The organism is Cupriavidus sp. 05N38, from assembly GCF_056397345.1.
In genome coordinates, this window is the sequence record NZ_JBFTNF010000090.1 from 1 (window position 1) to 23,335 (window position 23,335).

A 23,335-nucleotide genomic window follows, 5' to 3' on the forward strand; every position below is an offset into this window, starting at 1 on the left:
TTCGTCGTACTTCTTGGCCGAGCCGCCAAACTTTGCTGCCAGCACCGTGGCGATCGCTGCCGTCAGCGTGGTCTTGCCATGGTCAACGTGACCGATCGTACCAACGTTCACGTGCGGCTTGGTCCGCTCGAACTTTTCCTTTGCCATTTTTCAGCTCCTAATGGAATGCAGTCTTTTATACAGTTCATTGCACCGCCGCGCGGGTCGCGCGCGGCGGTTAAGCTTTACTTACTTGCCCTTGGCCGCCATCACGGCTTCGGCGATGTTCTTCGGTGCCTCAGCGTAGTGCTTGAATTCCATGGTGTACGTGGCGCGGCCTTGCGTGGCCGAGCGCAGCGACGTCGAATAACCGAACATTTCCGACAGCGGGACTTCGGCCTTGATGATCTTGCTGCCGCCCACCATGTCGTCCATGCCCTGCACGATGCCGCGGCGGGACGACAAGTCGCCCATCACGGTACCCGTGTAGTCTTCCGGCGTTTCCACTTCCACGGCCATCATCGGCTCGAGCAGAACCGGGCTGGCCTTGCGCATGGCGTCCTTGAAAGCCATCGAGCCGGCCATGCGGAACGCGTTTTCGTTCGAGTCCACGTCGTGGTACGAACCGAAGGTCAGCGTGACCTTCACGTCCACCACAGGGAAGCCAGCCAGGATACCGGCCGGCAGCGTGTCGACGATACCCTTCTCGACCGCCGGGATGTATTCGCGAGGAATCACACCGCCCTTGATGGCGTCGATGAACTCGAAGCCCTTGCCCGGCTCTTGCGGTTCCAGCGTGATCACAGCGTGACCGTACTGGCCGCGGCCGCCCGACTGCTTGACGAACTTGCCTTCGACGTCTTCGGCCTTCTTGCGAATGGTTTCGCGGTAGGCCACCTGCGGCGCGCCGATGTTGGCTTCCACACCGAATTCGCGCTTCATGCGGTCGACCAGAATTTCGAGGTGGAGCTCGCCCATGCCCGAAATGATGGTCTGACCCGATTCTTCATCGGTACGCACGCGGAACGACGGATCTTCAGCGGCCAGGCGGTTCAGGGCGATGCCCATCTTTTCCTGGTCAGCCTTGGTCTTCGGCTCGACAGCCTGCGAGATCACCGGCTCCGGGAACACCATGCGCTCGAGCACGATCGGGGCAGCCGGATCGCACAGCGTATCGCCCGTGGTGGCATCCTTCAGGCCCACCGCAGCAGCGATGTCGCCGGCCAGCACTTCCTTGATTTCTTCGCGCTGGTTGGCGTGCATCTGCAGAATACGGCCCAGACGCTCCTTCTTCTGCTTCACCGGGTTGTACACGGTGTCGCCCGAATTGATCTTGCCCGAATACACGCGGAAGAAGATCAGTTGGCCGACGAACGGGTCGGTCATGATCTTGAACGCCAGCGCCGAGAACTTCTCGCTGTCGTCAGCCTTGCGCTCGAGCTTCTTCTCGTCGTTGCTTTCGTCCACGCCCTTGACCGGCGGGATATCGACCGGCGACGGCAGGAAGTCGATCACGGCGTCGAGCATACGCTGCACGCCCTTGTTCTTGAACGCGGTGCCGCACAGCATCGGCTGGATTTCGCAGGCGATGGTACGGTCACGCAACGCCTTGACGATCTCGGCGCGGGTCAGCTCTTCGCCGCCCAGGTACTTTTCCATCAGCTCTTCGCTGGCTTCGGCGGCGGACTCGACCATCTTCTCGCGCCATTCTTCAGCGGTGGCTTGCAGCTCAGCCGGGATGTCCTGGTATTCGAACTTCACGCCTTGGCTGGCTTCGTCCCAAACGATCGCCTTCATTTCCAGCAGATCGACGACGCCCTGGAAGCCGTCTTCAGCGCCGATCGGCACCACGACGGGCACCGGGTTGGCCTTCAGGCGGGTCTTCAGCTGGTCGTAGACCTTGAAGAAGTTCGCGCCGGTACGGTCCATCTTGTTGACGAATGCCAGACGCGGCACGCCGTACTTGTTGGCCTGACGCCAGACGGTTTCCGACTGCGGCTGCACGCCACCCACTGCGCAGTACACCATGCACGCGCCGTCCAGCACGCGCATGGAGCGCTCCACCTCGATGGTGAAGTCCACGTGGCCCGGGGTGTCGATGATGTTGAAGCGGTGTTCGGGGTAGTTGCCCGCCATGCCCTTCCAGAAGGCGGTGGTGGCAGCGGAGGTGATGGTGATGCCACGCTCCTGCTCCTGCTCCATCCAGTCCATGGTGGCTGCGCCATCATGCACTTCACCGATCTTGTGGTTCACACCGGTGTAGAACAGGATACGTTCGGTCGTGGTGGTTTTACCCGCGTCAATGTGAGCCGAGATACCGATGTTGCGGTAGCGCTCAATGGGAGTCTTACGAGCCACTTTAATCCTCTATTCGTCCGTGAGGCGCCGACATCTCATTGCCAGCACCCGTAACACAAACGGGCGAGCGTGTCATGACACAGCCCGCCCGGCAACCAACGACGTAACCCGCGCGCTTTAGAAGCGGAAGTGCGAGAACGCCTTGTTGGCTTCGGCCATGCGGTGCACTTCGTCGCGCTTCTTCATTGCGCCGCCGCGGCCTTCCGATGCTTCCAGCAGCTCACCTGCCAGGCGCAGCGCCATCGACTTCTCGCTGCGTTTTTTCGCGGCCTCGCGCAGCCAACGCATCGCCAATGCCAAACGACGCGACGGACGGACTTCGACCGGAACCTGATAGTTGGCGCCGCCCACGCGACGGCTCTTCACTTCGACCACCGGCTTCACGTTGTTGATGGCAACGGAAAACACTTCGACGGGGGCCTTGCCTGCCTTCTTCTCGATCTGGTCGAACGCGCCGTAGACGATACGTTCGGCAACCGACTTCTTGCCGTCCAGCATCAGCACGTTCATGAACTTGGCAACTTCAACGTTACCGAACTTCGGATCAGGCAGAATTTCCCGCTTGGGGACTTCACGACGACGTGGCATCTTTTTTCCTTTAGATTCAGTTGAGAGCGCGGCACAAATTTCCCGCTCTCCGGCCACCAACTAGCTTGCCTTTCCATTCAGGCAAATTCGCCGGGTGACCACTTACTCGACGGCACGGCGCGAAAAACGCTCCGTTGTACCGCCGCCTGGTGACAGCACCATGACGCAATCGCCACAGGCCATCGGTTGTTGCTTCGGGCTGTTCGCCCTGCTTGCCTGGCGTTAGCCTCAGGCAGCCTTCGGACGCTTCGCGCCGTACTTCGAACGAGCCTGGCGGCGATCCTTCACGCCTTGCAGGTCGAGCGAGCCACGGACGATGTGGTAACGCACACCCGGCAAGTCCTTCACACGGCCGCCGCGGATCAGCACGACCGAGTGTTCTTGCAGGTTGTGGCCTTCACCGCCGATGTACGAGATAACCTCGAAACCGTTGGTCAGGCGCACCTTGGCGACCTTACGCAGTGCCGAGTTCGGCTTCTTCGGCGTCGTGGTGTACACACGGGTGCACACGCCGCGACGCTGGGGGCAGTTCTCAAGCGCCGGGCTCTTGCTCTTGACGACTTCAGAGACGCGCGGCTTGCGAACCAGTTGGTTGATAGTTGGCATTGTTCAATCCAGCTTGGTTTTACGGAAAAACACCCCTCCGCCACAAGCAATGGGCCGGAAGGGCAACGACGGGTTTTGGGCGGGAAAAGTGAGCGGGCGCTCTTGAGACGGGACCTGTGGAAGTACAGACGGCCAAAGAGCGCGAGCTCGCCAGGGATCCCACTGCGACCACACCGCCGGGAACATCGTTGATCCCCCGGCAGGCTTGCCGATTGCGAACCGAAGGCCACAAATCCGACAGGCGAGCGAAATCCAAAGCCAAAAACTCGAATCTGACATGCTAGCAGGGGATCCGTAAACGGTCAAGCCGCTTTCGTATACGTATACCTTGGCGCCGCCTGCCCTGCTAGACCGAGCCCAGCGCCTCCAGGAGGGCGTCGCCATAGCGCTCGAGCTTGGCCGCGCCGATGCCGGGCACCTCGGCCAGCGCGACCAGCGAGTCCGGCGCGCTGCGCGCCAGTTCGGCCAGCGTGGCGTCGTGGAAGATCACATAGGCCGGCACGCCATGTTCGCGCGCGGTCTCGGTGCGCCACTTGCGCAGCGCCTCCCAGTTGGCGAGCGCATCGGCATCCATGTCCGCGGTGTGGTCGGTGCGCGTGCCGCCGCCGCGCGCGGCGCGCTCGCCGCTGCGGCCAGGCTTGCTGGCCTGCCGGCGCAGCGTGATCTGCATCTCGCCCTTGAGCACGGCGCGGGCAGACTCGCCCAGCAGCAGCGCGCCATGCCCGCCGTGGTCGATCACCAGCAGGCCGTGGGCGATCAGCTGGCGGAAGACCGCGTGCCATTCCGAGACCGTGCGCTCGGCGCCGATGCCGAACGTCGACACCTTGTCATGCCCCCACTGGCGCACTTTCTCGGATGCGTTGCCGCGCAGCACGTCGACCAGGTGGGTCGCGCCGAAATGCACGCGGCTGGCCTGCGCCGTGCGATAGACGCAGGACAGCGCCATCTGCGCCTCGCGCGTGCCGTCCCAGGTTGCGGGCGGCTCCAGGCAGGTGTCGCAGTTGCCGCATGGCTCGCTGGCCTCGTCGAAGTACGCCAGGATGCGCACGCGCCGGCAGCCCGCGGTTTCGCATAGTCCCAGCAGGGCATCGAGCTTGGCCGAGGAGACGCGCTTGTGGGCCTCGTCGGCCTCCGACTCGTCGATCATGCGCTTTTGCTGGACCACGTCGCCCAGGCCATAGGCCATCCACGCGCTGGCGGGCAGCCCGTCGCGGCCGGCGCGCCCGGTTTCCTGGTAGTAGCCTTCCATGCTCTTGGGCAGGTCCAGGTGGGCGACGAAGCGCACGTCGGGCTTGTCGATGCCCATGCCGAAGGCGATGGTGGCGACCATGATCACGCCCTCTTCCTCGCGGAAACGGGCCTGGTGATGCTGGCGCACGCCAGCGTCCATGCCGGCGTGGTATGCCAGCGCGTTGAGACCGTGACTGCTCAGCCAGCTGGCCGTGTCCTCGACCTTCTTGCGCGACAGGCAGTAGACGATGCCGCTGTCGTGGGTGCCGTCCGCCGCCAGATGCTCGGCCTTGATAAAGGACAGCAGCTGCTGGCGCGCGTTGTCCTTCTCGACGATGCGGTAGCGGATATTGGGGCGGTCGAAGCTGGAGACGAAGACGCGCGCGTCATGCAGCGCCAGGCGCTCGACGATTTCCTCGCGCGTGACCGAGTCCGCGGTGGCGGTGAGCGCGATGCGCGGCACGTACGGAAAGCGCTCGTGCAGCACCGACAACTGGATATATTCCGGGCGGAAATCATGCCCCCACTGCGACACGCAGTGCGCCTCGTCGATGGCGAATACGCCGATACGGGTACGCTCGAGCAGGTCCTGGAAGCGCGGCGTCATCAGCCGCTCGGGCGCCACATAGAGGATCTCGAGGCGGCCGGCGAGCAGGTCGCGCTCCACCGCGGCGGCCTCGGCCCCGCTGAGTGTCGAGTTCAGCACGGCAGCGCGCACGCCCGCCTCGGACAACGCGGCGACCTGGTCCTGCATCAGCGCGATCAGCGGCGACACCACGATGCCGGTGCCCTGCCCCGCGCGCTGCCGCAGCAGTGCGGGAATCTGGTAGCACAGCGACTTGCCGCCGCCGGTCGGCATCAGTACCAGGCAGTCGCCGCCCTCGGCCACATGGTCGATGATCTCGGCCTGCCGGCCGCGGAAGGCGTGGTACCCGAATACATCCTTGAGAATCGCCAGCGCGCGCGACATAGGGAAACGAAAGCGGTGAAGCCAGAAAAGCCCCGGCTAGCCGGGAAAGGCGTAACCATACCACTAAGGGCACGGTACAAACGTTTCCGACCGTTGCGCATTCGCGCGGATGGCCGCGGGGAGACGGCGGGGGCAGCGGCAAGCCTGCCGGCCCGCCTCCCGCCGCATCAGCCCTGCAGGAAATCCAGCACGGCCCTGGTGAACGGCTCGGCCTGCTCCAGGTTGGACAGGTGCGCCGCCGGCTCCAGCTCGACATAGCGCGCACCGGGGATGGCCTGCGCCAGGAAGGCGCCATCGCGCGGCGGCGTGGGCAGGTCGTTGGCACCGGCGATCACCAGCGTCGGGCGCGCGATGGCCTGGATGGCCTCGCGCAGGTCCGAATCGCGCACCGCGCGGCAGTTGGCGGCGTAGCCGGCCGCGTCGGTCGCGCCCAGCATGGCCTGCAGCGACGCCACCAGCGCGGGCTGCTGCGCGGCAAACCCGGGGGTGAGCCATTTATCGACGACCGCCGCGGCGATCGACGCCACGCCGTCGCGCTCGACCGCCGCCGCGCGGTTGGTCCAGTTCTCCGGCGGGCCGATGTAGGCCGCCGTATTGCACAGCACCAGGCGGTCGATGCGCTGCGGCTGGTGCACGCCCAGCCACATGCCGGTGATGCCGCCCATCGACAGGCCGCAGAAATGCGCGCGCTCGATCTGCAGGTGGTCCAGCAGGCCGGTCACATCCTGGCCCAGTTGCGCGATGGTGTAAGGCCCGGGCGTGACCGAGGACGCGCCATGGCCGCGCGTGTCATAGCGCAACAGGCGGTAGCGCTGCGAGAACGCCGCCACCTGTGGCTGCCACATGTCGAGACTGGTGCCGAGCGAGTTGGACAGGACGAGCACCGGCAGGCTGGCATCGCCGTCGAGGCGATAGTGCAGGCGGACGTCGGAAAGATCTGCGTGGGGCATGGTGCGGAACTCCGGTGGATCGATGGGTTGGAACGGTCGGTCGGCGAATCGGTCGGCGAATCGTCCGGCGGACGGGTGGCGGCGCCGCTCAGTTCTGCGCGATGGCCGAACCGTGCTGCGCCAGCGCCGTTACCGAAATGTCCATGTATGGGTAGAGCGGCAGCGAAGTCAGCAGCGTGTGCAGCTCGTCGTTGTCCCTGACGTCGAAGATGCTGACATTGGCATACTGGCCGGCCACGCGCCACAGGTGGCGCCACTTGCCCTCGCGCTGCAGCTTCTGCGACAGCGCCTTCTCGTCCTGCTTGAGCTGCTCGACGAATTGCGGATCGAGCGAATGCGGGATGCGGACGGTCATTTCGGCCATGAACAACATGAATATCTCCTGAGCTTTGCGGGAAGTGGTATTTCGTTCGACGAATGCAGGGTCACACCGTGGCGACCGGCGTCAGCGGCGAGCCGAGCGCGCCCGGCAACCGCAGCGGCGGCGCGCTGAGGAAGAAGCGCGTGCGGCCGTTGGCGCGCAGCCATGCCGCCAGCTCGCGCAGGTACCACAGCTCGCCCAGCGGCAGGCCGAGCTTGAACAGGCAATGGTGGTGCAGGGGAAGTGCCGGCGCGGTGCCGCTGGCCGGGCGCGCGGGAAAGCGCTCCACGGCATAGTTGTCGGCCGCCAGCGCGGCGATGCCGCTGTCGGTGATCCACTGCAGCAGGCGCTCGTCGCGCCCGTCGAGCGCGACGCAGCTATGGTGCAGGCGCTCGGCGTCGGGGGTGCCGTTCATTTCGAGCACCATCTCGGCAAAACCGGTGCGCAGCACCAGGATGTCGCCCTCACCGATCTCCACGTGGTCGGCCTCGATCACGCGCATGAGGGCGTCGTAGCCGAGGGTGGCGAACTCGCGCCCGTGGTATTCGGCCAGGTCCAGCAGCACGCCGCGGCCCTGGACGCCGTGCTCGGCAAAGCGTTCGATGCCCAGCGCGTGCGCATGGCTGTGGTCGTGGCCGCATGCGTGGGCGGCGAAGCCGTCCGCTTCGGCATAGTCGACCGGGCCGACGATGTCCTGGTTCGGGCGGAAGCCGTTGTAGTAGACGCGCTCGGCCACGCCGTCGCCATCGGCGTCGAACAACGCGCCGACATGCGCCAGCGCGTCCCACTGCGTCGAATATTGCAGCGACAGCAGGACCTGGTCGTCGCTGAGCACGTCGACGGCGCTGGCGTCGACCTTGGCCAGCGGGAAGTTGACGTAGGCGACGCCGTCGCGGAAGGTCGGGCGCAGTTGCGGCGGATGGCGCCGCACATTGAGTGCATTGCCGCCGGGCATGTCGAGCGGCAGCGAGAGGCTGAAGGTGTTGCCCGTGCGGATCTCGCGCGCCGCGTCGCGCACCTTGTCCGGGCTGATCAGGTTCAGGCGACCGAGCTGGTCGTCAGGGCCGAAATCGCCCCAGTTGGAGCCGTCCGGCCGGTTCTTCCATCGCATGTTGATCTCGGGTATTGCACCGGCGCGCGCCTGCCAGGGCAGGCCGTCGTGCCGGCGCGCGGGCCGGGTCTGGCGTCGCCCGGACGCAGGTTCAGATGTAGCGCTCGCCGCCCAGATAGGCTTTGCGCCAGCGCGTGATGCGCACCTCGGCGAACAGCCCGGCGGCGGCAAAGGGATCGGCGTCGATGAAGGCCTGCGTGGCTTCGCGTGTTTCCAGGTCGACGATGTAGAAACCGCCGCCGGCATCGCTGCCGTCGTCGTTGAGCTTGGCGCCGCACGCCAGCAGCAGCGCCTTGTTGGCCTCGAGGTATCCGAGGTGGGATGCCCGGTTGGCCTGGCGCACGTGCTGGTGGGCGGGCTTGTCCCAGGTTTCGATCAGGAACGGCATGATGGTCTCCTCTGTCTTGTCTGCTTCGTTGCGAAATGCATCACGATCTACGCCGCGGCAGGCACTCAGCCGATCTGCGTGCCCCACAGCAGCAGGGCGCCGATATACACCAGGCCCACCCAGAACATCATGATCACGGTGTAGCCCATCACGTCCTTCAGGCTGAGCTTGGACAGCGCCAGCGCGGGCAGGATCCAGAACGGCTGCACCAGGTCGTTCCACGCGTTGCCGAGCATCACCGACATCGAGGTCTGGCTGATCGAGCTGCCGATGGCCTTGGCCGCATCGATCATGAACGGGCCCTGGATCACCCAGTGGCCGCCGCCGGACGGCGCGAAGAAGTTGATGACGAAGGAGCTGATCAGGCCCCAGAACGGCAGTGTCTGCGGCGTGGCGATGTCGACAAACACGCGCGAGATCGTGTCCACCAGCCCCGAGCCCGCCATGATGGCCATGATGCCGGCATAGAACGGGTATTGCAGGATGATGCCGGAAATCGTCTTGATGCCTTCGTTGAGCTTGGCCACGTAGTTGACCGGCGTGCCCAGCAGCAGCACCCCGAGGAACAGGATCATGAAGTTGATCAGGTTCAGGTCGAGCGAGCCGCCGGCGCGGAAGTACAGCGCGGCGTAGCCCACGCCGCACAGGCCGATGGCCAGGCTCAGGATGCGGCTGTTGTTGAGCTTCGATGCGATCGTGTTCTCCACGCCCAGGCTGTGCGCGGAACCTTGCGCAGCGTCGTTGCCGCCGGCGGCCTCGGGCTTGATCTCGACCACGTCGGCGGGATTGCGCGGGTGCAGCCAGGCATTGAGCAGCGGCAGGGTCACGATGACCACCAGGCTGGTCAGCAGCATCGGCAGCGAGAAGATGGTCTCGGACAGCGGCACCACGCCCATCGATTTCTCGAGCGGGTGTCCCGGCGTGGAGATCAGCACCGGGATGCTGGCCGACAGGCCCAGCCCGTACATGGTGAAGCCGCTGTATGCGGCGGCGATGATCAGCGGGTAATGCACGCCGCGCACCTTGGTGGCGAGCTTCTTGGCGATGATGCCGCCGATGACCAGGCCGAAGCCCCAGTTCAGGTAGCTGCCGATGCCGCCGACCAGGGTGGCGACGATCACGGCGCCGCGCGGGGTGTGCACAGCGCTGACGATGCGCTCAAGCAGCCGGTCGGTCAGCGGCGCGGTGGCGAGCACATAGCCCATGGCCAGGATCACCGCCATCTGCGTCGTGAACGACAGCAGGTTCCAGAATCCCTTGCCCCAGCTCAGGATCACCGCAGGGGCCGGCTGCCCTTCCACCAGGACCGCCATGGCCATGGTCAACAACGTCAGCGCGATGGCGAAAACGAAAGGATCCGGCAAATACCGGCGCATCAATTCGGTAAAGAAACCTGCGATCTTGCTCACTGCTTGTCCCCACAAGATGATGATTTGTATCGCCTGTYGAACTCCGGTTCTTGCTGCGAACAAAACAGGCGGTTGGCCTGGATGCTAGGAGCATCGCCGGAAGGGGTCAAGTCAATGAGTTGCGTCTTTAATTTCTTAATTCGCAATAATTCGGCAGACTTTCCGACAAATGCTTCGAATTGAACCGCTTTTGCCTGCATCCCGCCGTATCCCGCGGGATTCCCGAAAACGCGCGACAACACCCCGGCCGGGCCGCTGAAAGGCGGGCGAAAGCATGATGAAAGGCTGCCGAAAGACCCCATGCGCGATGCGGGAACGTCGGACGAAAAAAAGCCCGGCTCGAAAGCCGGGCTTTTTCAACATCTGCTGCCTTGCGCTGTGACTCAGCAGGCGGGATGGAACGTGGTCATGGAAATCAGACCGCGTCGCCCTCGCCTTCCGTCGTCGCGGGCACCACCGGCGGCTCGATGAAGAGCGACTGCTCTTCGTCGGAGATCGCCTGGGCGCGTTCGCGCTCGGCCGCCTCGCGCGCCTTGCGGGCGCGGTGGTAGGCCAGGCCGGTACCGGCCGGGATCAGACGGCCGACGATCACGTTTTCCTTCAGACCACGCAGGTCGTCGGTCTTGCCCATGATCGCGGCTTCGGTCAGCACGCGGGTGGTTTCCTGGAACGATGCCGCCGAGATGAAGCTGTCGGTGGACAGCGACGCCTTGGTGATACCGAGCAGCAGGTTTTCGTACGTGGCCGGACGCTTGCCTTCGGCGATCACGCGATCGTTCTCGTCGAGCAGTTCCGAACGCTCCACCTGTTCACCCGGGATGAACTTGGTGTCGCCCACATCTGAGATCTGCACGCGGCGCAGCATCTGGCGCACGATCACTTCGATGTGCTTGTCGTTGATCTTCACGCCCTGCAGACGGTACACGTCCTGCACTTCGTCGACGATGTAGTGCGCCAGTTCCTCGATGCCCTTCAGGCGCAGGATGTCGTGCGGGTCCGCCGGACCTTCCACGATCATTTCGCCCTTGTTCACCACCTGACCATCGTGCACCAGGACCTGCTTTTCCTTGGCGATCAGGAACTCGTGGGCGTTGCCGTCCAGGTCCGTGATCACCAGGCGTTGCTTGCCCTTGGTGTCCTTGCCGAACGAAGTCGTGCCGGTGACTTCCGCCAGCACGGCGGCGTCCTTCGGCGAACGCGCTTCGAACAGTTCGGCCACGCGCGGCAGACCCCCGGTAATGTCGCGGGTCTTCTGCGATTCGGTCGGGATACGTGCAAGCACTTCACCCACGTGCACCTGCTGGCCGTCCTTCACGGTAATCAGCGCGCCGACCTGGAAGCCGATGGTCACGGAGTGGTCCGTGCCCGGGATCTTCACTTCCTGGCCATTCGCGTCGAGCAGCTTCACCTGCGGGCGCAGGCCCTTGGTGGCAGCCGTGCGGCGCTTGGCGTCGATCACCACGAGGGTCGACAGGCCGGTGACTTCGTCCATCTGCTTGGCGACGGTCACGCCTTCTTCGACGTTCTCGAACTTGGTCGTGCCGGTGTACTCCGACACGATCGGGCGCGTCAGTGCGTCCCACGTTGCGAGCTGCGTACCAGCCTTGATGGCCTGGCCGTCCTGCACCAGCAGCGTCGCGCCGTACGGGATCTTGTGGCGCTCGCGCTCGCGGCCGTGGTCGTCGGTGATCAGCGCTTCGCCCGAACGCGAAATGACGATCAGCTCGCCCTTCGCGTTGGTGACGTAACGCATGGTCGCCGTGAAACGCACGGTACCGGTTGCCTTCGCTTCCACGCTCGATGCCACTGCCGCACGCGATGCCGCGCCACCGATGTGGAACGTACGCATGGTCAGCTGCGTGCCCGGTTCGCCGATCGACTGGGCGGCGATCACGCCAACCGCTTCGCCGGAGTTCACCAGCACGCCGCGGCCGAGGTCGCGGCCATAGCACATGCCGCACAGGCCGTAGCGCGTGTCGCACGACAGCGGGGTGCGCACCTTCACTTCGTCCACGCCCAGGGCGTCGATCATGTCGACCAGGTCTTCGTCCAGCAGGGTGCCGGTTTCGATCGCGGTTTCCTGGGTTTCAGGGTTCACCACGTCGCTCACCGTCACACGGCCGAGGATACGGTCGCGCAGGGCTTCGATCACTTCACCGCCTTCGACCAGGGCCTTCATGGCCACGCCGTTGGTGGTGCCGCAATCGTCTTCCACCACCACCAGATCCTGCGTCACGTCGACCAGACGACGGGTCAGGTAACCCGAGTTGGCGGTCTTCAGTGCCGTGTCGGCCAGACCCTTACGGGCGCCGTGGGTGGAGATGAAGTACTGCAGAACGTTCAGGCCTTCACGGAAGTTCGCCGTAATCGGCGTTTCGATGATCGAGCCATCCGGCTTGGCCATCAGGCCCCGCATGCCGGCCAGCTGACGGATCTGCGCAGCGGAACCACGCGCACCCGAGTCGGCCATCATGTAGATCGAGTTGAACGAGTCCTGCTTGACGGTATTGCCGTCGCGGTCGACCACGTCTTCGTGCTGGAGCTGTTCCATCATCGCCTTGCCCACCTGGTCGCCGGCGGCGCCCCAGATGTCCACGACGTTGTTGTAACGCTCCTGGTCGGTCACCAGGCCCGACATGTACTGCTTGTCGTATTCCTTGACCTTGGCTGCCGCGTCGGAAATGATCTTTTCCTTCTGCGGCGGCACCAGCATGTCGTCGATGGCGATCGAGATACCGGCGCGSGTKGCCAGGCGGAAGCCCGACTGCAGCAGCTTGTCGGCGAAGATCACGGTTTCGCGCAGGCCGCACTTGCGGAACGCGGTGTTGATCAGGCGCGAGATTTCCTTCTTCTTCAGCGGCTTGTTCAGCACCGAGAAAGGCAGGCCCTTCGGCAGGATCTCGGACATGATCGCGCGGCCGACCGTGGTGGCCTGCAGCGTGATCTTGGGCGCGAAGCGGGCATCGCCCACGGCGTCCTTGTCCACCAGCTCATACTCGGTGATACGCACGTTCACGCGGGAAGCCAGCTCGACTTCCTTGTTCTCGTAGGCGCGGATCACTTCGCTGATGTCGGCAAACGTCAGGCCTTCGCCCTTGCCATTGATCTTGTCGCGGGTCGTGTAGTACAGACCCAGCACCACGTCTTGCGACGGCACGATCGAGGGGTCGCCGTTGGCCGGGAACAGCACGTTGTTGGAGGCCAGCATCAGGGTGCGGGCTTCCATCTGCGCTTCCAGCGACAGCGGGACGTGCACAGCCATCTGGTCACCGTCGAAGTCGGCGTTGAACGCCGCGCAGACGAGCGGGTGCAGCTGGATGGCCTTGCCTTCGATCAGCACCGGCTCGAACGCCTGGATACCCAGGCGGTGCAGCGTCGGCGCGCGGTTCAGCATGACCGGATGCTCGCGGATCACCTCTTCGAGGATGTCCCACACCACCGCGGTCTGGCTTTCCACTTCCTTCTTCGCCGCCTTGATGGTGGTGGCGATGCCCATCGTTTCCAGCTTGTGGAAAATGAAGGGCTTGAACAGCTCGAGCGCCATCAGCTTGGGCAGGCCGCACTGGTGCAGCTTGAGCGTCGGGCCCACCACGATGACCGAACGGCCCGAGTAGTCGACGCGCTTGCCCAGCAGGTTCTGACGGAAACGGCCGCCCTTGCCCTTGATCATTTCAGCCAGGGACTTCAGCGGACGCTTGTTGGCGCCGGTCATCGCCTTGCCGCGACGGCCGTTGTCCAGCAGCGAGTCGACCGCTTCCTGCAGCATGCGCTTTTCGTTGCGCACGATGATCTCGGGCGCCTTCAGTTCCAGCAGGCGCTTCAGGCGGTTGTTACGGTTGATGACGCGGCGATACAGGTCGTTCAGGTCCGAGGTCGCGAAGCGGCCGCCGTCCAGCGGCACCAGCGGACGCAGCTCGGGCGGCAGCACCGGCAGCACTTCCAGGATCATCCACTCGGGCTTGATGCCTGAGCGCTGGAACGCCTCGAGCACCTTCAGGCGCTTGGCGAACTTCTTGATCTTGGCTTCGGAACCGGTGGCCTGCAGCTCGGCGCGGATCGTTTCGATCTGCTTTTCGATGTCAATGCCACGCAGCAGTTCACGGATGCCTTCGGCGCCCATCATGGCCACGAACTCGCCCTCGCCGTACTCCTCGCACTTGGCGATGTAGTCGTCCTCGGACATGATCTGGCTCTTCTTGAGCGGGGTCATGCCGGGCTCGAGCACCACGAATGCCTCGAAGTACAGCACGCGCTCGATGTCGCGCAGCGTCATGTCGAGCACCATGCCCAGACGCGACGGCAGCGACTTCAGGAACCAGATGTGCGCGGTCGGCGCAGCCAGTTCGATGTGGCCCATGCGCTCGCGGCGCACCTTGGCCAGCGTCACTTCGACGCCGCACTTCTCGCAGATCACGCCACGGTGCTTGAGGCGCTTGTACTTGCCGCACAGGCACTCGTAGTCCTTGATCGGGCCAAAGATCTTGGCGCAGAACAAGCCATCGCGCTCGGGCTTGAACGTGCGGTAGTTGATCGTTTCCGGCTTCTTCACTTCACCGTACGACCACGAACGGATCTTCTCCGGCGAAGCCAGGCCGATCTTGATCGCGTCGAACTGCTCTTCCTGCTGAACCTGCTTAAAGAGATCGAGCAATGCTTTCATTGCAACTCCTTGTTTCGCCGCCAGCCCGACGTCATGTCGGGCCCGCGGCATTCATTCTGTGGGAAATCCGTAGCGGGCAATCGGCGGGAGGCTGGCCGCGACCGGCCTCCCGCGCGCTCTCGATCAGTAGCGATCGAGATCGATGTCGATACCCAGCGAGCGGATTTCCTTCACCAGCACGTTGAACGATTCCGGCATGCCGGCATCGATCGAGTGCTCGCCCTTGACGATGTTCTCGTAGACCTTGGTCCGGCCGTTCACGTCATCGGACTTGACCGTCAGCATTTCCTGCAGCACGTAGGAGGCGCCATAAGCTTCCAGCGCCCACACTTCCATCTCACCGAAACGCTGGCCACCGAACTGCGCCTTACCACCCAGCGGCTGCTGGGTCACCAGCGAGTACGGGCCGGTCGAACGCGCATGCATCTTGTCGTCGACCAAGTGGTGCAGCTTCAGCATGTGCATCACGCCCAGCGTCACCGGACGCTCGAACGCTTCGCCGGTACGGCCGTCGTGCAGCGTGACCTGTTGCTTGGAAGCGGTCAGGCCCATGTCCTTGGCGATCTCTTCCGGGTAAGCCAGGTCCAGCATGCGGCGGATTTCGTCCTCGTGCGCACCGTCGAACACCGGCGTGGCGAACGGCACACCCTTCTTCAGGTTGGTGGCCAGTTCCAGAATTTCGGCGTCGCTCAGGCTGTCGAGGTCTTCCGGCTTGCCGCTCTCGTTGTAGACCTGGGCCAGCAGCTTGCGCAGCTCCTGTGCCTTGGCCTGTGCCTTGAGCATGCTGCCGATACGCAGGCCCAGGCCGCGCGCGGCCCAGCCCAGGTGGGTTTCCAGGATCTGGCCCACGTTCATCCGCGACGGCACGCCGAGCGGGTTCAGCACGATGTCGGCAGGCGTGCCGTCAGCCATGTAGGGCATGTCTTCGATCGGGACGATCTTCGACACCACACCCTTGTTGCCGTGACGGCCGGCCATCTTGTCGCCAGGCTGCAGGCGGCGCTTGACGGCCAGGTACACCTTGACCATCTTGATCACGCCCGGCGGCAGTTCGTCGCCCTGCGTGAGCTTCTTGCGCTTCTCTTCGAAGGCCAGGTCGAACTCGTGGCGCTTCTGCTCGATGGCTTCCTTGACGGCTTCCAGCTGGGCAGCGACTTCCTCGTCGGCCGGGCGGATGTCGAACCAGTGGTACTTGTCCAGGTCGGCCAGGTACTCGTGGGTCAGCTTGGCGCCCTTGGCCAGCTTCTTCGGGCCGCCGTTGACGGTCTTGTCGAGCAGCAGGCGTTCCAGACGCTGGAAGGCGTCGCCTTCCACGATACGCAGCTGGTCGTTCAGGTCCAGGCGGTAGCGCTTGAGTTCGTCGTCGATGATCGACTGGGCGCGCTTGTCGCGCGTCACGCCTTCGCGGGTGAAGACCTGGACGTCGATCACGATGCCGCTCATGCCCGACGGCACGCGCAGCGAGGTGTCCTTCACGTCCGAAGCCTTCTCGCCGAAGATCGCGCGCAGCAGCTTTTCTTCCGGGGTCAGCTGGGTCTCGCCCTTGGGCGTGACCTTGCCGACCAGCACGTCGCCGGCTTCCACTTCGGCACCGATGTAGGTGATGCCGGACTCGTCCAGGCGCGCCAGTTGCGCTTCGGCGAGGTTGGAGATGTCGCGCGTGATTTCTTCCGGTCCCAGCTTGGTGTCGCGGGCGACGACCGACAGTTCCTCGATGTGGATCGAGGTATAGCGGTCTTCGGCGACCACGCGTTCGGAGATCAGGATCGAATCTTCGAAGTTGTAGCCGTTCCACGGCATGAACGCCACCAGCATGTTCTGGCCGAGCGCGAGCTCGCCCAGGTCGGTCGAGGCGCCGTCGGCGATCACGTCGCCGCGGGCGACGAAATCACCGACCTTGACCATCGGACGCTGGTTGATGTTGGTGTTCTGGTTCGAGCGCGTGTACTTGATCAGGTTGTAGATGTCCACGCCGACTTCGCCTGCAACGGCTTCGTCGTCGTTCACACGGATCACGATACGCATCGCATCGACGTAGTCCACCACGCCGCCACGGGTGGCCTGCACGGCGGTACCCGAGTCGACCGCGACGGTACGCTCGATGCCGGTACCCACCAGCGGCTTGTCCGGACGCAGGCAAGGCACGGCCTGACGCTGCATGTTCGCGCCCATCAGTGCACGGTTCGCGTCATCGTGCTCGAGGAACGGCACCAGCGATGCCGCGGCCGAGACGATCTGCGACGGCGCCACGTCGATGTACTGCACGCGGTCCGGCGTGACCATGCGGGTTTCACGCTCGCTGCCTTCACGCGACGACACCAGTTCGTCGATGAGGGTGCCGTCGGCGTCCACCGTCGCGTTGGCCTGCGCCACCACGTACTTGCCTTCCTCGATGGCCGACAGGTAGTCGACCTGGTCGGTCAGCTTGCTGTCGACGACCTTGCGGTACGGCGTTTCCAGGAAGCCGTATTCGTTCAGGCGGGCGTACAGTGCCAGCGAGTTGATCAGGCCGATGTTCGGGCCTTCCGGTGTTTCGATCGGGCACACGCGGCCATAGTGGGTCGGGTGCACGTCGCGGACTTCGAAGCCTGCGCGTTCGCGCGTCAGACCGCCCGGGCCCAGTGCGGAGACACGGCGCTTGTGCGTGATCTCGGACAGCGGGTTGGTCTGGTCCATGAACTGCGACAGCTGCGACGAACCGAAGAACTCGCGGATCGCCGAGGAAATCGGCTTCGAGTTGATCAGGTCGTGCGGCATCAGGTTTTCGGTCTCGGCCTGGCCCAGACGTTCCTTGACGGCGCGCTCCACGCGCGAGAGGCCGGCGCGGAACTGGTTTTCCGCGAGTTCGCCGACGCAACGCACGCGACGATTGCCCAGGTGGTCGATGTCATCGACCTCGCCCTTGCCGTTGCGCAGGTTGACCAGGATCTTGATGGTCTCGAGGATGTCCTCGTCCTGCAGCACCATGCTGCCTTCGCCGCTCGGGCGGCCCAGGCGGCTGTTGACCTTCATGCGGCCAACGCGCGACAGGTCGTACGACTCTTCGCTGTAGAACAGGCGCTGGAACAGGGCTTCCACCGCGTCTTCGGTCGGCGGCTCGCCGGGACGCATCATGCGGTAGATGGCGATACGCGCAGCGGTCTGGTCGGCGGTGTCGTCCACGCGCAGGGTCTGCGACATGTACGGACCCTGGTCCAGGTCGTTGGTGTACAGCGTCTGGATCTGCTTGACGCCGGCTTCGCGCAGGTTCTCCAGGACGGTCTCGGTGAGTTCGTCGTTGGCGTTGGCAATCACCTCGCCGGTGTCCGGGTCGATGATGTTCTTGGCCAGCACGCGGCCCAGCAGGTAGTCTTCCGGCACGCTGATCAGCTTGGTGCCGGCCGAGTCCAGGTCGCGGATGTGCTTGGCGTTGATACGCTTGTCCTTCTCCACCACGACGCGGCCGTTCTTGTCGGCGATGTCGAAGCGCGCGACTTCACCGCGCAGGCGCTCGGGCACGAACTCCATCTGCGCGCCTTCCGACTGCAGCGTGAAGTTGTCGAACACGAAGAAATGCGCGAGGATCTGTTCGGGCGTCAGGCCAATCGACTTCAGCAGGATCGTCACCGGCATCTTGCGGCGGCGGTCGACACGGAAGTACAGGATGTCCTTCGGGTCGAACTCGAAGTCGAGCCACGAACCGCGGTAGGGGATGATACGAGCCGAGAACAACAGCTTGCCCGAGCTGTGGGTCTTGCCCTTGTCGTGTTCGAAGAACACGCCCGGCGAACGGTGGAGCTGCGAGACGATCACGCGCTCGGTACCGTTGATCACGAACGAACCGGTCGACGTCATGAGCGGAATTTCGCCCATGTAGACTTCCTGTTCCTTTACTTCCTTGACCTTGCCCGGGTTTTCGCGATCGTTGATGATCAGGCGCACCTTCGCGCGCAGGGCCGAGTGGAAGGTCAGGCCACGCTGTTGACATTCCTTGACGTCGAACGGCGGGTTGGAAAGATGGTAGGAGACGAACTCCATGCGGGCGAGCCCGTTGTGCGACACAATCGGGAAGATTGCGCTGAATGCCGCTTGCAGGCCCTCTGTTTTGCGACGCGAGGGTGGCGTATCCTCTTGCAGAAACTGAGTGTAGGATTCAATCTGGGTGGCAAGCAGGAAAGGAACCTGGTGAACCGTCGCGCGCTTCGCAAAACTTTTGCGAATGCGCTTCTTTTCGGTGAAGCTGTACGCCATGGGATCTCCGAATCATCGCAGGGGCTGGCTGGACCTGGCGCAGCACCTGAGGTGTTCAGCGACTGGGAGGGGATTTGGCGGTTGGCCGCTACCAACCTCTGGCTGACGGTGTCCGCACGCTGCGAGCCGGCAGCTACGACGCGATGCGCCATGCCGGCCCGGGGGACACCCGACCAAACTTGTCTTCTGCAGTCGGTTCAGAAGACAAACATCAGCAACCACTTAGTGTGCCACTGATGTTTGGCCTCTGCTGAAGCTTAGGCACGAGCCCATGCGTTCAAGCATCGATTGCGCCATTTTCTGACGTCTTGCCTACGGTACTTCGCGGTTCTGGGTGCCGGATAAAACACTCATCGCAGAAGCGCAAAAAGGCTGGCGCCGGGAAACTCCCTTTGCCAGCCCCATTCGCGTGCCGGAAAATGGCACGCGAGCACAGCTTACTTGACTTCGACCTTTGCGCCGGCGTCTTCCAGCTTCTTCTTGGCGTCGGCTGCAGCAGCCTTGTCCACGCCTTCCTTGACAGCCTTCGGTGCGCCGTCGACCAGGTCCTTGGCTTCCTTCAGGCCCAGGCCGGTGATTTCGCGGACAGCCTTAATCACGCCAACCTTGTTCGCGCCGATTTCCGACAGGATAACGTTGAACTCGGTTTGCTCTTCGACAGCGGCAGCGCCAGCGCCCGGGGCAGCAGCCACGGCCATCGAAGCGGCGGACACGCCAAACTTTTCTTCGAACGCCTTGACCAGGTCGTTCAGTTCCATTACGGACATCGCGCCTACGGCTTCGAGGATGTCGTCTTTGCTGATTGCCATTTGGAATACTCCTGCTAAATGTGATTCGGTATCGGTAATGCGATCTTGATGAGCCAGGCTGCGGGGGCTTGCGCCTTAAGCAGCAGCGCCTTCGCTCTCGGCGGCGGCAGCAGCGCCTTCGCCTTCGGCAGGGGCGCCTTCGCTCTTCTTGGCGGACAGGGCGGCCAGCAGACGGGCGAAGCCCGACACCGGTGCCTGCATCACGCCAAGCAGCTGAGCAATCAGTTCGTCACGGCTCGGGATCGAGGCCAGTGCCTTGACGGCAGCAGCATCGAGCACGTTGCCGTCGTACGACGCTGCACGCAGAACCAGCTTGTCGTTGGTCTTGGCAAAGTCGTTCAGAACCTTGGCCGACGACACTGCATCTTCGGAAATACCGTAGATCAGCGGGCCGGTCATTTGCTCTGCGAGGCCGGCAAACGGCGTGCCTTCCACGGCGCGGCGGGCCAGCGTGTTCTTCAGAACGCGCAGGTACACGCCTTGCTCGCGGGCCTTGGCGCGCAGCTTGGTCAGATCGCCAACCGCAATGCCGCGATATTCGGCCACGACGATGGTCTGAGCTTTAGCGACTTGCGCCGAAACCTCAGCAACGACGGCCTTCTTATCTTCAATATTGAGTGGCACGGTTAAGCTCCAAAACGATGCTTGTCCCCCGGATCGTCCGGGGCACGCACATCAGTCCAAACGAACGGCGTCCGATTGGCCCGAATCACCCGGGTCATTGCCCGGATTCTCCAATCCCTCGGGTGCGCCATCTGCGCTGGTGGGGCGGGGGACGTGGCTGCAGGGCCAGAGCCCTGTCGCGTACGTTCCGTCCGATTAAGGCGAGCCGGCCAGACTTCGGCCACGCCCGCCACCAGCGGTCTTTGATAACCAGCGATGCCTGCCGCGCTTGCGCGCCGGCGGGCACCACTGCCCAAAGCCTTGCTCCTTGCTCCGCACAGTGCCTGTTCAGGCCCTGCGCCGGCTTGGAGACGATCCCGGCCTGGGGCCGGGATCTTCAATTCTTTGCGCCGGGCGACGTTATCGGGTCCGCCCGGTGCCTTGCCGCCAGCCTCAGGCCGACAGCGAGCCCTGTTCCACGCGCACGCCAACGCCCATGGTGGACGAAACGGCGATCTTGCGCAGGTACACGCCCTTGCTCGTGGCCGGCTTCGACTTCACCAGCGCTTCGATCAGTGCGCTCAGGTTGCGCTTCAGGTCGGCGTCCTGGAACGAACGACGGCCGATGGTGGCGTGGATGATACCGGCCTTGTCGACGCGGTATTGCACCTGACCAGCCTTGGCGTTCTTCACGGCCTGGGCCACGTCGGGAGTCACCGTGCCAACCTTCGGGTTCGGCATCAGGCCGCGCGGGCCGAGGATCTGACCCAGCGTACCAACGATACGCATCGTGTCCGGCGAGGCGATCACCACGTCGAAGTTCAGGTTACCGGCCTTGACTTGCTCTGCCAGGTCTTCCATGCCGACGATATCGGCACCGGCTGCCTTGGCAGCTTCAGCCTTTTCGCCTTGCGCGAACACAGCCACGCGCACCGACTTGCCGGTACCGGCAGGCAGCACCACGGAACCGCGAACCACCTGGTCCGACTTCTTCGCATCGATGCCGAGCTGGACGGCCACGTCGATCGATTCGTCGAACTTGGCCGATGCGCATCCCTTCACCAGGCCCAGGGCCTCGTCGATCGGGTAGAACTTGGTGCGCTCGATCTTCGCCTTGTTGGCGGCTGCGCGCTTCGAAAGCTTAGCCATTTACAGACCCTCCACGGTGATGCCCATCGAACGAGCCGAGCCAGCGATGGTACGCACGGCAGCGTCCAGATCGGCAGCGGTCAGGTCAGCGTTCTTTGCCTTGGCGATTTCTTCAGCCTGGGCGCGGGTGATCTTGCCGACCTTGTCGGTGTGCGGCTTGGCCGAACCCTTGGTCAGGCCGGCAGCCTTCTTGATCAGCACGGTCGCCGGGGGCGACTTCATCACGAACGTGAAGCTCTTGTCGGCGAAGGCGGTAATCACCACCGGCACCGGCAGGCCGGGTTCCATGCCTTGGGTCTGCGCGTTGAACGCCTTGCAGAACTCCATGATGTTCAGACCGCGCTGACCCAGTGCCGGGCCCACGGGCGGGGAGGGATTTGCCTTACCAGCCGGAATTTGCAGCTTGATAAAGCCAATGATCTTCTTGGCCATCTTTACTCCAATCCGGATCCTTCACTTTTGAAAAGGATCCTGTTGAGTCGTAACGCGCTGTCGCCGTGCCGCTGGCACGACCTCACGCTCCTCTTTGGGCGCGGCCTCTCGACCCGCCCTTTCGCCCGTCGTCTGCCTTGCGGGCCGGCGACGGCCGAAAATCCTTAGACCTTCTCGACCTGGCCGAACTCGAGTTCGACCGGGGTAGCGCGTCCGAAGATCGTGACCGAGACACGCAGGCGCGACTTCTCGTAGTTCACTTCCTCGACATTGCCGTTGAAGTCGGTGAACGGGCCGTCCTTGACGCGCACCATTTCGCCCACTTCGAACAGCGTCTTGGGACGCGGCTTCTCGACCCCTTCCTGCATCTGGGTCATGATCTTGTCGACTTCCTTCTGGGAAATCGGGCTCGGGCGGTTGCGCGCACCGCCCACGAAACCGGTGACCTTGCTGGTGTTCTTCACCAGGTGCCAGGTTTCGTCGGTCATTTCCATCTCGACCAGCACGTAGCCGGGGAAGAAACGGCGCTCGGTAACGGACTTCTGCCCGCCCTTGATCTCGATCACTTCTTCCGACGGCACCAGGATGCGGCCGAACTTGTCCTGCATCTCGGCGCGCTCGATGCGCTCCTGCAGCGCGCGCTGTACGCTCTTTTCCATGCCGGAATAAGCGTGCACCACGTACCAGCGCTTCTTCGACGAAGGCGATTCCGCTGCGGGGACTTCCTGTTGTGCGTTATCCGTCATGTCCTATCCTTCATTTCCAGCCAAGCACGAGCGAAAAGATGACCCACTCGATGAGCTTGTCCGCAGACCACAAGAACACGGCCATGATCACGACGAAGACGAACACCAAGCCCGTCATCTGGCCAGCTTCCTTGCGGGTGGGCCAAACGACCTTGCGGACTTCGCGATAGGATTCCTTGGCGAATCCGATGAAGTCCTTGCCCGGCGCCGAGACCAGCGCGACCACCACGCCCAGTGCGATGCCGCCGAACAGCGCGGCGCCGCGCACATAGGAGGGCTGCTGTGCCAGGGCATAGAAACCGATGACGCCGGCAACCACCAGTAGCACCGCCACGCCCAGCAACAACTTGCCGCTGGAGGCGTTCACGGTTTCAACGTTGGGATTGGCCATGTTTCGCAAACGAGACTAAGCCGCGTCACGATACTCTATCGCGACGCGGCTGATTGAATTGGCAGGGGCAGAGGGAATCGAACCCCCAACCTTCGGTTTTGGAGACCGACGCTCTGCCAGTTGAGCTATACCCCTAAAACAACTTTGGGGTCGGCGCTGGCGCCAACCCCTCTGGCAACGGATACGGCCGGTTGGTGCCGTATCCGCTGATCGACCTTATCAGTCGAGGATCTTTGCCACGACGCCGGCGCCGACGGTACGACCGCCTTCACGGATGGCGAAACGCAGGCCTTCTTCCATGGCGATCGGGGCGATCAGCTTGACGGTGATCGACACGTTGTCGCCGGGCATGACCATTTCCTTGT

At 63.7% G+C, this 23,335-nt stretch carries 19 protein-coding genes and 1 tRNA gene; all 20 read right to left on the reverse strand.

Going from position 1 to position 23,335, the window contains the following annotated elements; translation table 11 throughout:
- Positions 1–147 (reverse strand): GTP-binding protein (locus AC1DK4_RS36785; protein ID WP_441593733.1); only part of this gene is annotated, 147 nt, incomplete at its 3' end.
- 81 nt (positions 148–228) lie between these two features.
- A complete protein-coding gene (gene fusA / locus AC1DK4_RS36790) occupies positions 229–2,337 on the reverse strand; it encodes an elongation factor G (protein WP_441643626.1) in 2,109 nt (702 codons plus the stop codon).
- Positions 2,338–2,454: 117 nt separating this feature from the next.
- Complete coding sequence (rpsG, locus tag AC1DK4_RS36795; RefSeq protein WP_017224519.1) at positions 2,455–2,925, reverse strand: 30S ribosomal protein S7; 471 nt, start codon at positions 2,923–2,925, stop codon at positions 2,455–2,457.
- Positions 2,926–3,153: 228 nt separating this feature from the next.
- Complete coding sequence (gene rpsL / locus AC1DK4_RS36800) at positions 3,154–3,531, reverse strand: 30S ribosomal protein S12 (protein WP_006162330.1); 378 nt, start codon at positions 3,529–3,531, stop codon at positions 3,154–3,156.
- A gap of 346 nt (positions 3,532–3,877) precedes the next feature.
- Complete coding sequence (recQ, locus tag AC1DK4_RS36805) at positions 3,878–5,731, reverse strand: DNA helicase RecQ (protein ID WP_441623837.1); 1,854 nt, start codon at positions 5,729–5,731, stop codon at positions 3,878–3,880.
- Positions 5,732–5,898: 167 nt separating this feature from the next.
- Complete coding sequence (gene pcaD, locus AC1DK4_RS36810; protein ID WP_441623838.1) at positions 5,899–6,681, reverse strand: 3-oxoadipate enol-lactonase; 783 nt, start codon at positions 6,679–6,681, stop codon at positions 5,899–5,901.
- 88 nt (positions 6,682–6,769) lie between these two features.
- Positions 6,770–7,054 (reverse strand): muconolactone Delta-isomerase, encoded by a 285-nt coding sequence (catC, locus tag AC1DK4_RS36815; protein WP_441623840.1) that lies wholly within the window; start codon positions 7,052–7,054, stop codon positions 6,770–6,772.
- Positions 7,055–7,106: 52 nt separating this feature from the next.
- The gene (locus AC1DK4_RS36820) at positions 7,107–8,153 is read right to left on the reverse strand and encodes a cyclase family protein (RefSeq protein ID WP_441623842.1); all 1,047 of its coding nucleotides are present in this window, start codon (positions 8,151–8,153) and stop codon (positions 7,107–7,109) included.
- Between the two features lie 91 nt (positions 8,154–8,244).
- Complete coding sequence (locus AC1DK4_RS36825) at positions 8,245–8,541, reverse strand: YciI family protein (RefSeq protein WP_441623844.1); 297 nt, start codon at positions 8,539–8,541, stop codon at positions 8,245–8,247.
- A 65-nt stretch (positions 8,542–8,606) separates the two neighbouring features.
- Positions 8,607–9,950 carry a short-chain fatty acid transporter gene (locus tag AC1DK4_RS36830; RefSeq protein ID WP_441623846.1) on the reverse strand — a complete coding sequence of 448 codons (1,344 nt, stop codon included), beginning with the start codon at positions 9,948–9,950 and terminating at the stop codon, positions 8,607–8,609.
- Positions 9,951–10,365: 415 nt separating this feature from the next.
- Positions 10,366–14,610 (reverse strand): DNA-directed RNA polymerase subunit beta', encoded by a 4,245-nt coding sequence (gene rpoC, locus AC1DK4_RS36835; RefSeq protein WP_441623849.1) that lies wholly within the window; start codon positions 14,608–14,610, stop codon positions 10,366–10,368.
- 123 nt (positions 14,611–14,733) lie between these two features.
- Positions 14,734–18,840 carry a DNA-directed RNA polymerase subunit beta gene (rpoB, locus tag AC1DK4_RS36840; protein WP_441623851.1) on the reverse strand — a complete coding sequence of 1,369 codons (4,107 nt, stop codon included), beginning with the start codon at positions 18,838–18,840 and terminating at the stop codon, positions 14,734–14,736.
- A gap of 437 nt (positions 18,841–19,277) precedes the next feature.
- Entirely contained in the window at positions 19,278–19,649 is a 372-nt protein-coding gene (gene rplL / locus AC1DK4_RS36845; protein WP_441623853.1) for a 50S ribosomal protein L7/L12, read from the reverse strand.
- A 75-nt stretch (positions 19,650–19,724) separates the two neighbouring features.
- A complete protein-coding gene (rplJ, locus tag AC1DK4_RS36850) occupies positions 19,725–20,273 on the reverse strand; it encodes a 50S ribosomal protein L10 (protein WP_006162335.1) in 549 nt (182 codons plus the stop codon).
- Positions 20,274–20,705: 432 nt separating this feature from the next.
- A complete protein-coding gene (gene rplA / locus AC1DK4_RS36855) occupies positions 20,706–21,401 on the reverse strand; it encodes a 50S ribosomal protein L1 (RefSeq protein WP_441623855.1) in 696 nt (231 codons plus the stop codon).
- Positions 21,402–21,833: a 50S ribosomal protein L11 gene (gene rplK / locus AC1DK4_RS36860; protein ID WP_006162338.1), complete on the reverse strand. Its 432-nt coding sequence runs from the start codon at positions 21,831–21,833 to the stop codon at positions 21,402–21,404. It lies immediately after the preceding gene.
- Positions 21,834–21,997: 164 nt separating this feature from the next.
- Positions 21,998–22,579, reverse strand: a complete 582-nt coding sequence (gene nusG, locus AC1DK4_RS36865) for a transcription termination/antitermination protein NusG (protein ID WP_441623857.1) — start codon at positions 22,577–22,579, stop codon at positions 21,998–22,000.
- Between the two features lie 10 nt (positions 22,580–22,589).
- Positions 22,590–22,970, reverse strand: a complete 381-nt coding sequence (gene secE, locus AC1DK4_RS36870) for a preprotein translocase subunit SecE (protein WP_441623859.1) — start codon at positions 22,968–22,970, stop codon at positions 22,590–22,592.
- A 59-nt stretch (positions 22,971–23,029) separates the two neighbouring features.
- Positions 23,030–23,105: transfer RNA gene (locus AC1DK4_RS36875), tRNA-Trp, on the reverse strand.
- 84 nt (positions 23,106–23,189) lie between these two features.
- Positions 23,190–23,335: EF-Tu C-terminal domain-related protein (locus tag AC1DK4_RS36880; protein ID WP_477101491.1), on the reverse strand; the 146-nt coding region annotated here is incomplete at its 5' end.

Bases quoted from the DNA above. Each gene is read 5' to 3' on its own strand.
- rpsG (WP_017224519.1), bottom strand. From the start codon at position 2,925: ATGCCACGTCGTCGTGAAGTCCCCAAGCGGGAAATTCTGCCTGATCCG.
- rpsL (WP_006162330.1), bottom strand. From the start codon at position 3,531: ATGCCAACTATCAACCAACTGGTTCGCAAGCCGCGCGTCTCTGAAGTC.
- recQ (WP_441623837.1), bottom strand. From the start codon at position 5,731: ATGTCGCGCGCGCTGGCGATTCTCAAGGATGTATTCGGGTACCACGCC.
- pcaD (WP_441623838.1), bottom strand. From the start codon at position 6,681: ATGCCCCACGCAGATCTTTCCGACGTCCGCCTGCACTATCGCCTCGAC.
- catC (WP_441623840.1), bottom strand. From the start codon at position 7,054: ATGTTGTTCATGGCCGAAATGACCGTCCGCATCCCGCATTCGCTCGAT.
- AC1DK4_RS36820 (WP_441623842.1), bottom strand. From the start codon at position 8,153: ATGCGATGGAAGAACCGGCCGGACGGCTCCAACTGGGGCGATTTCGGC.
- AC1DK4_RS36825 (WP_441623844.1), bottom strand. From the start codon at position 8,541: ATGCCGTTCCTGATCGAAACCTGGGACAAGCCCGCCCACCAGCACGTG.
- rpoB (WP_441623851.1), bottom strand. From the start codon at position 18,840: ATGGCGTACAGCTTCACCGAAAAGAAGCGCATTCGCAAAAGTTTTGCG.
- rplL (WP_441623853.1), bottom strand. From the start codon at position 19,649: ATGGCAATCAGCAAAGACGACATCCTCGAAGCCGTAGGCGCGATGTCC.
- rplA (WP_441623855.1), bottom strand. From the start codon at position 21,401: ATGGCTAAGCTTTCGAAGCGCGCAGCCGCCAACAAGGCGAAGATCGAG.
- rplK (WP_006162338.1), bottom strand. From the start codon at position 21,833: ATGGCCAAGAAGATCATTGGCTTTATCAAGCTGCAAATTCCGGCTGGT.
- nusG (WP_441623857.1), bottom strand. From the start codon at position 22,579: ATGACGGATAACGCACAACAGGAAGTCCCCGCAGCGGAATCGCCTTCG.
- secE (WP_441623859.1), bottom strand. From the start codon at position 22,970: ATGGCCAATCCCAACGTTGAAACCGTGAACGCCTCCAGCGGCAAGTTG.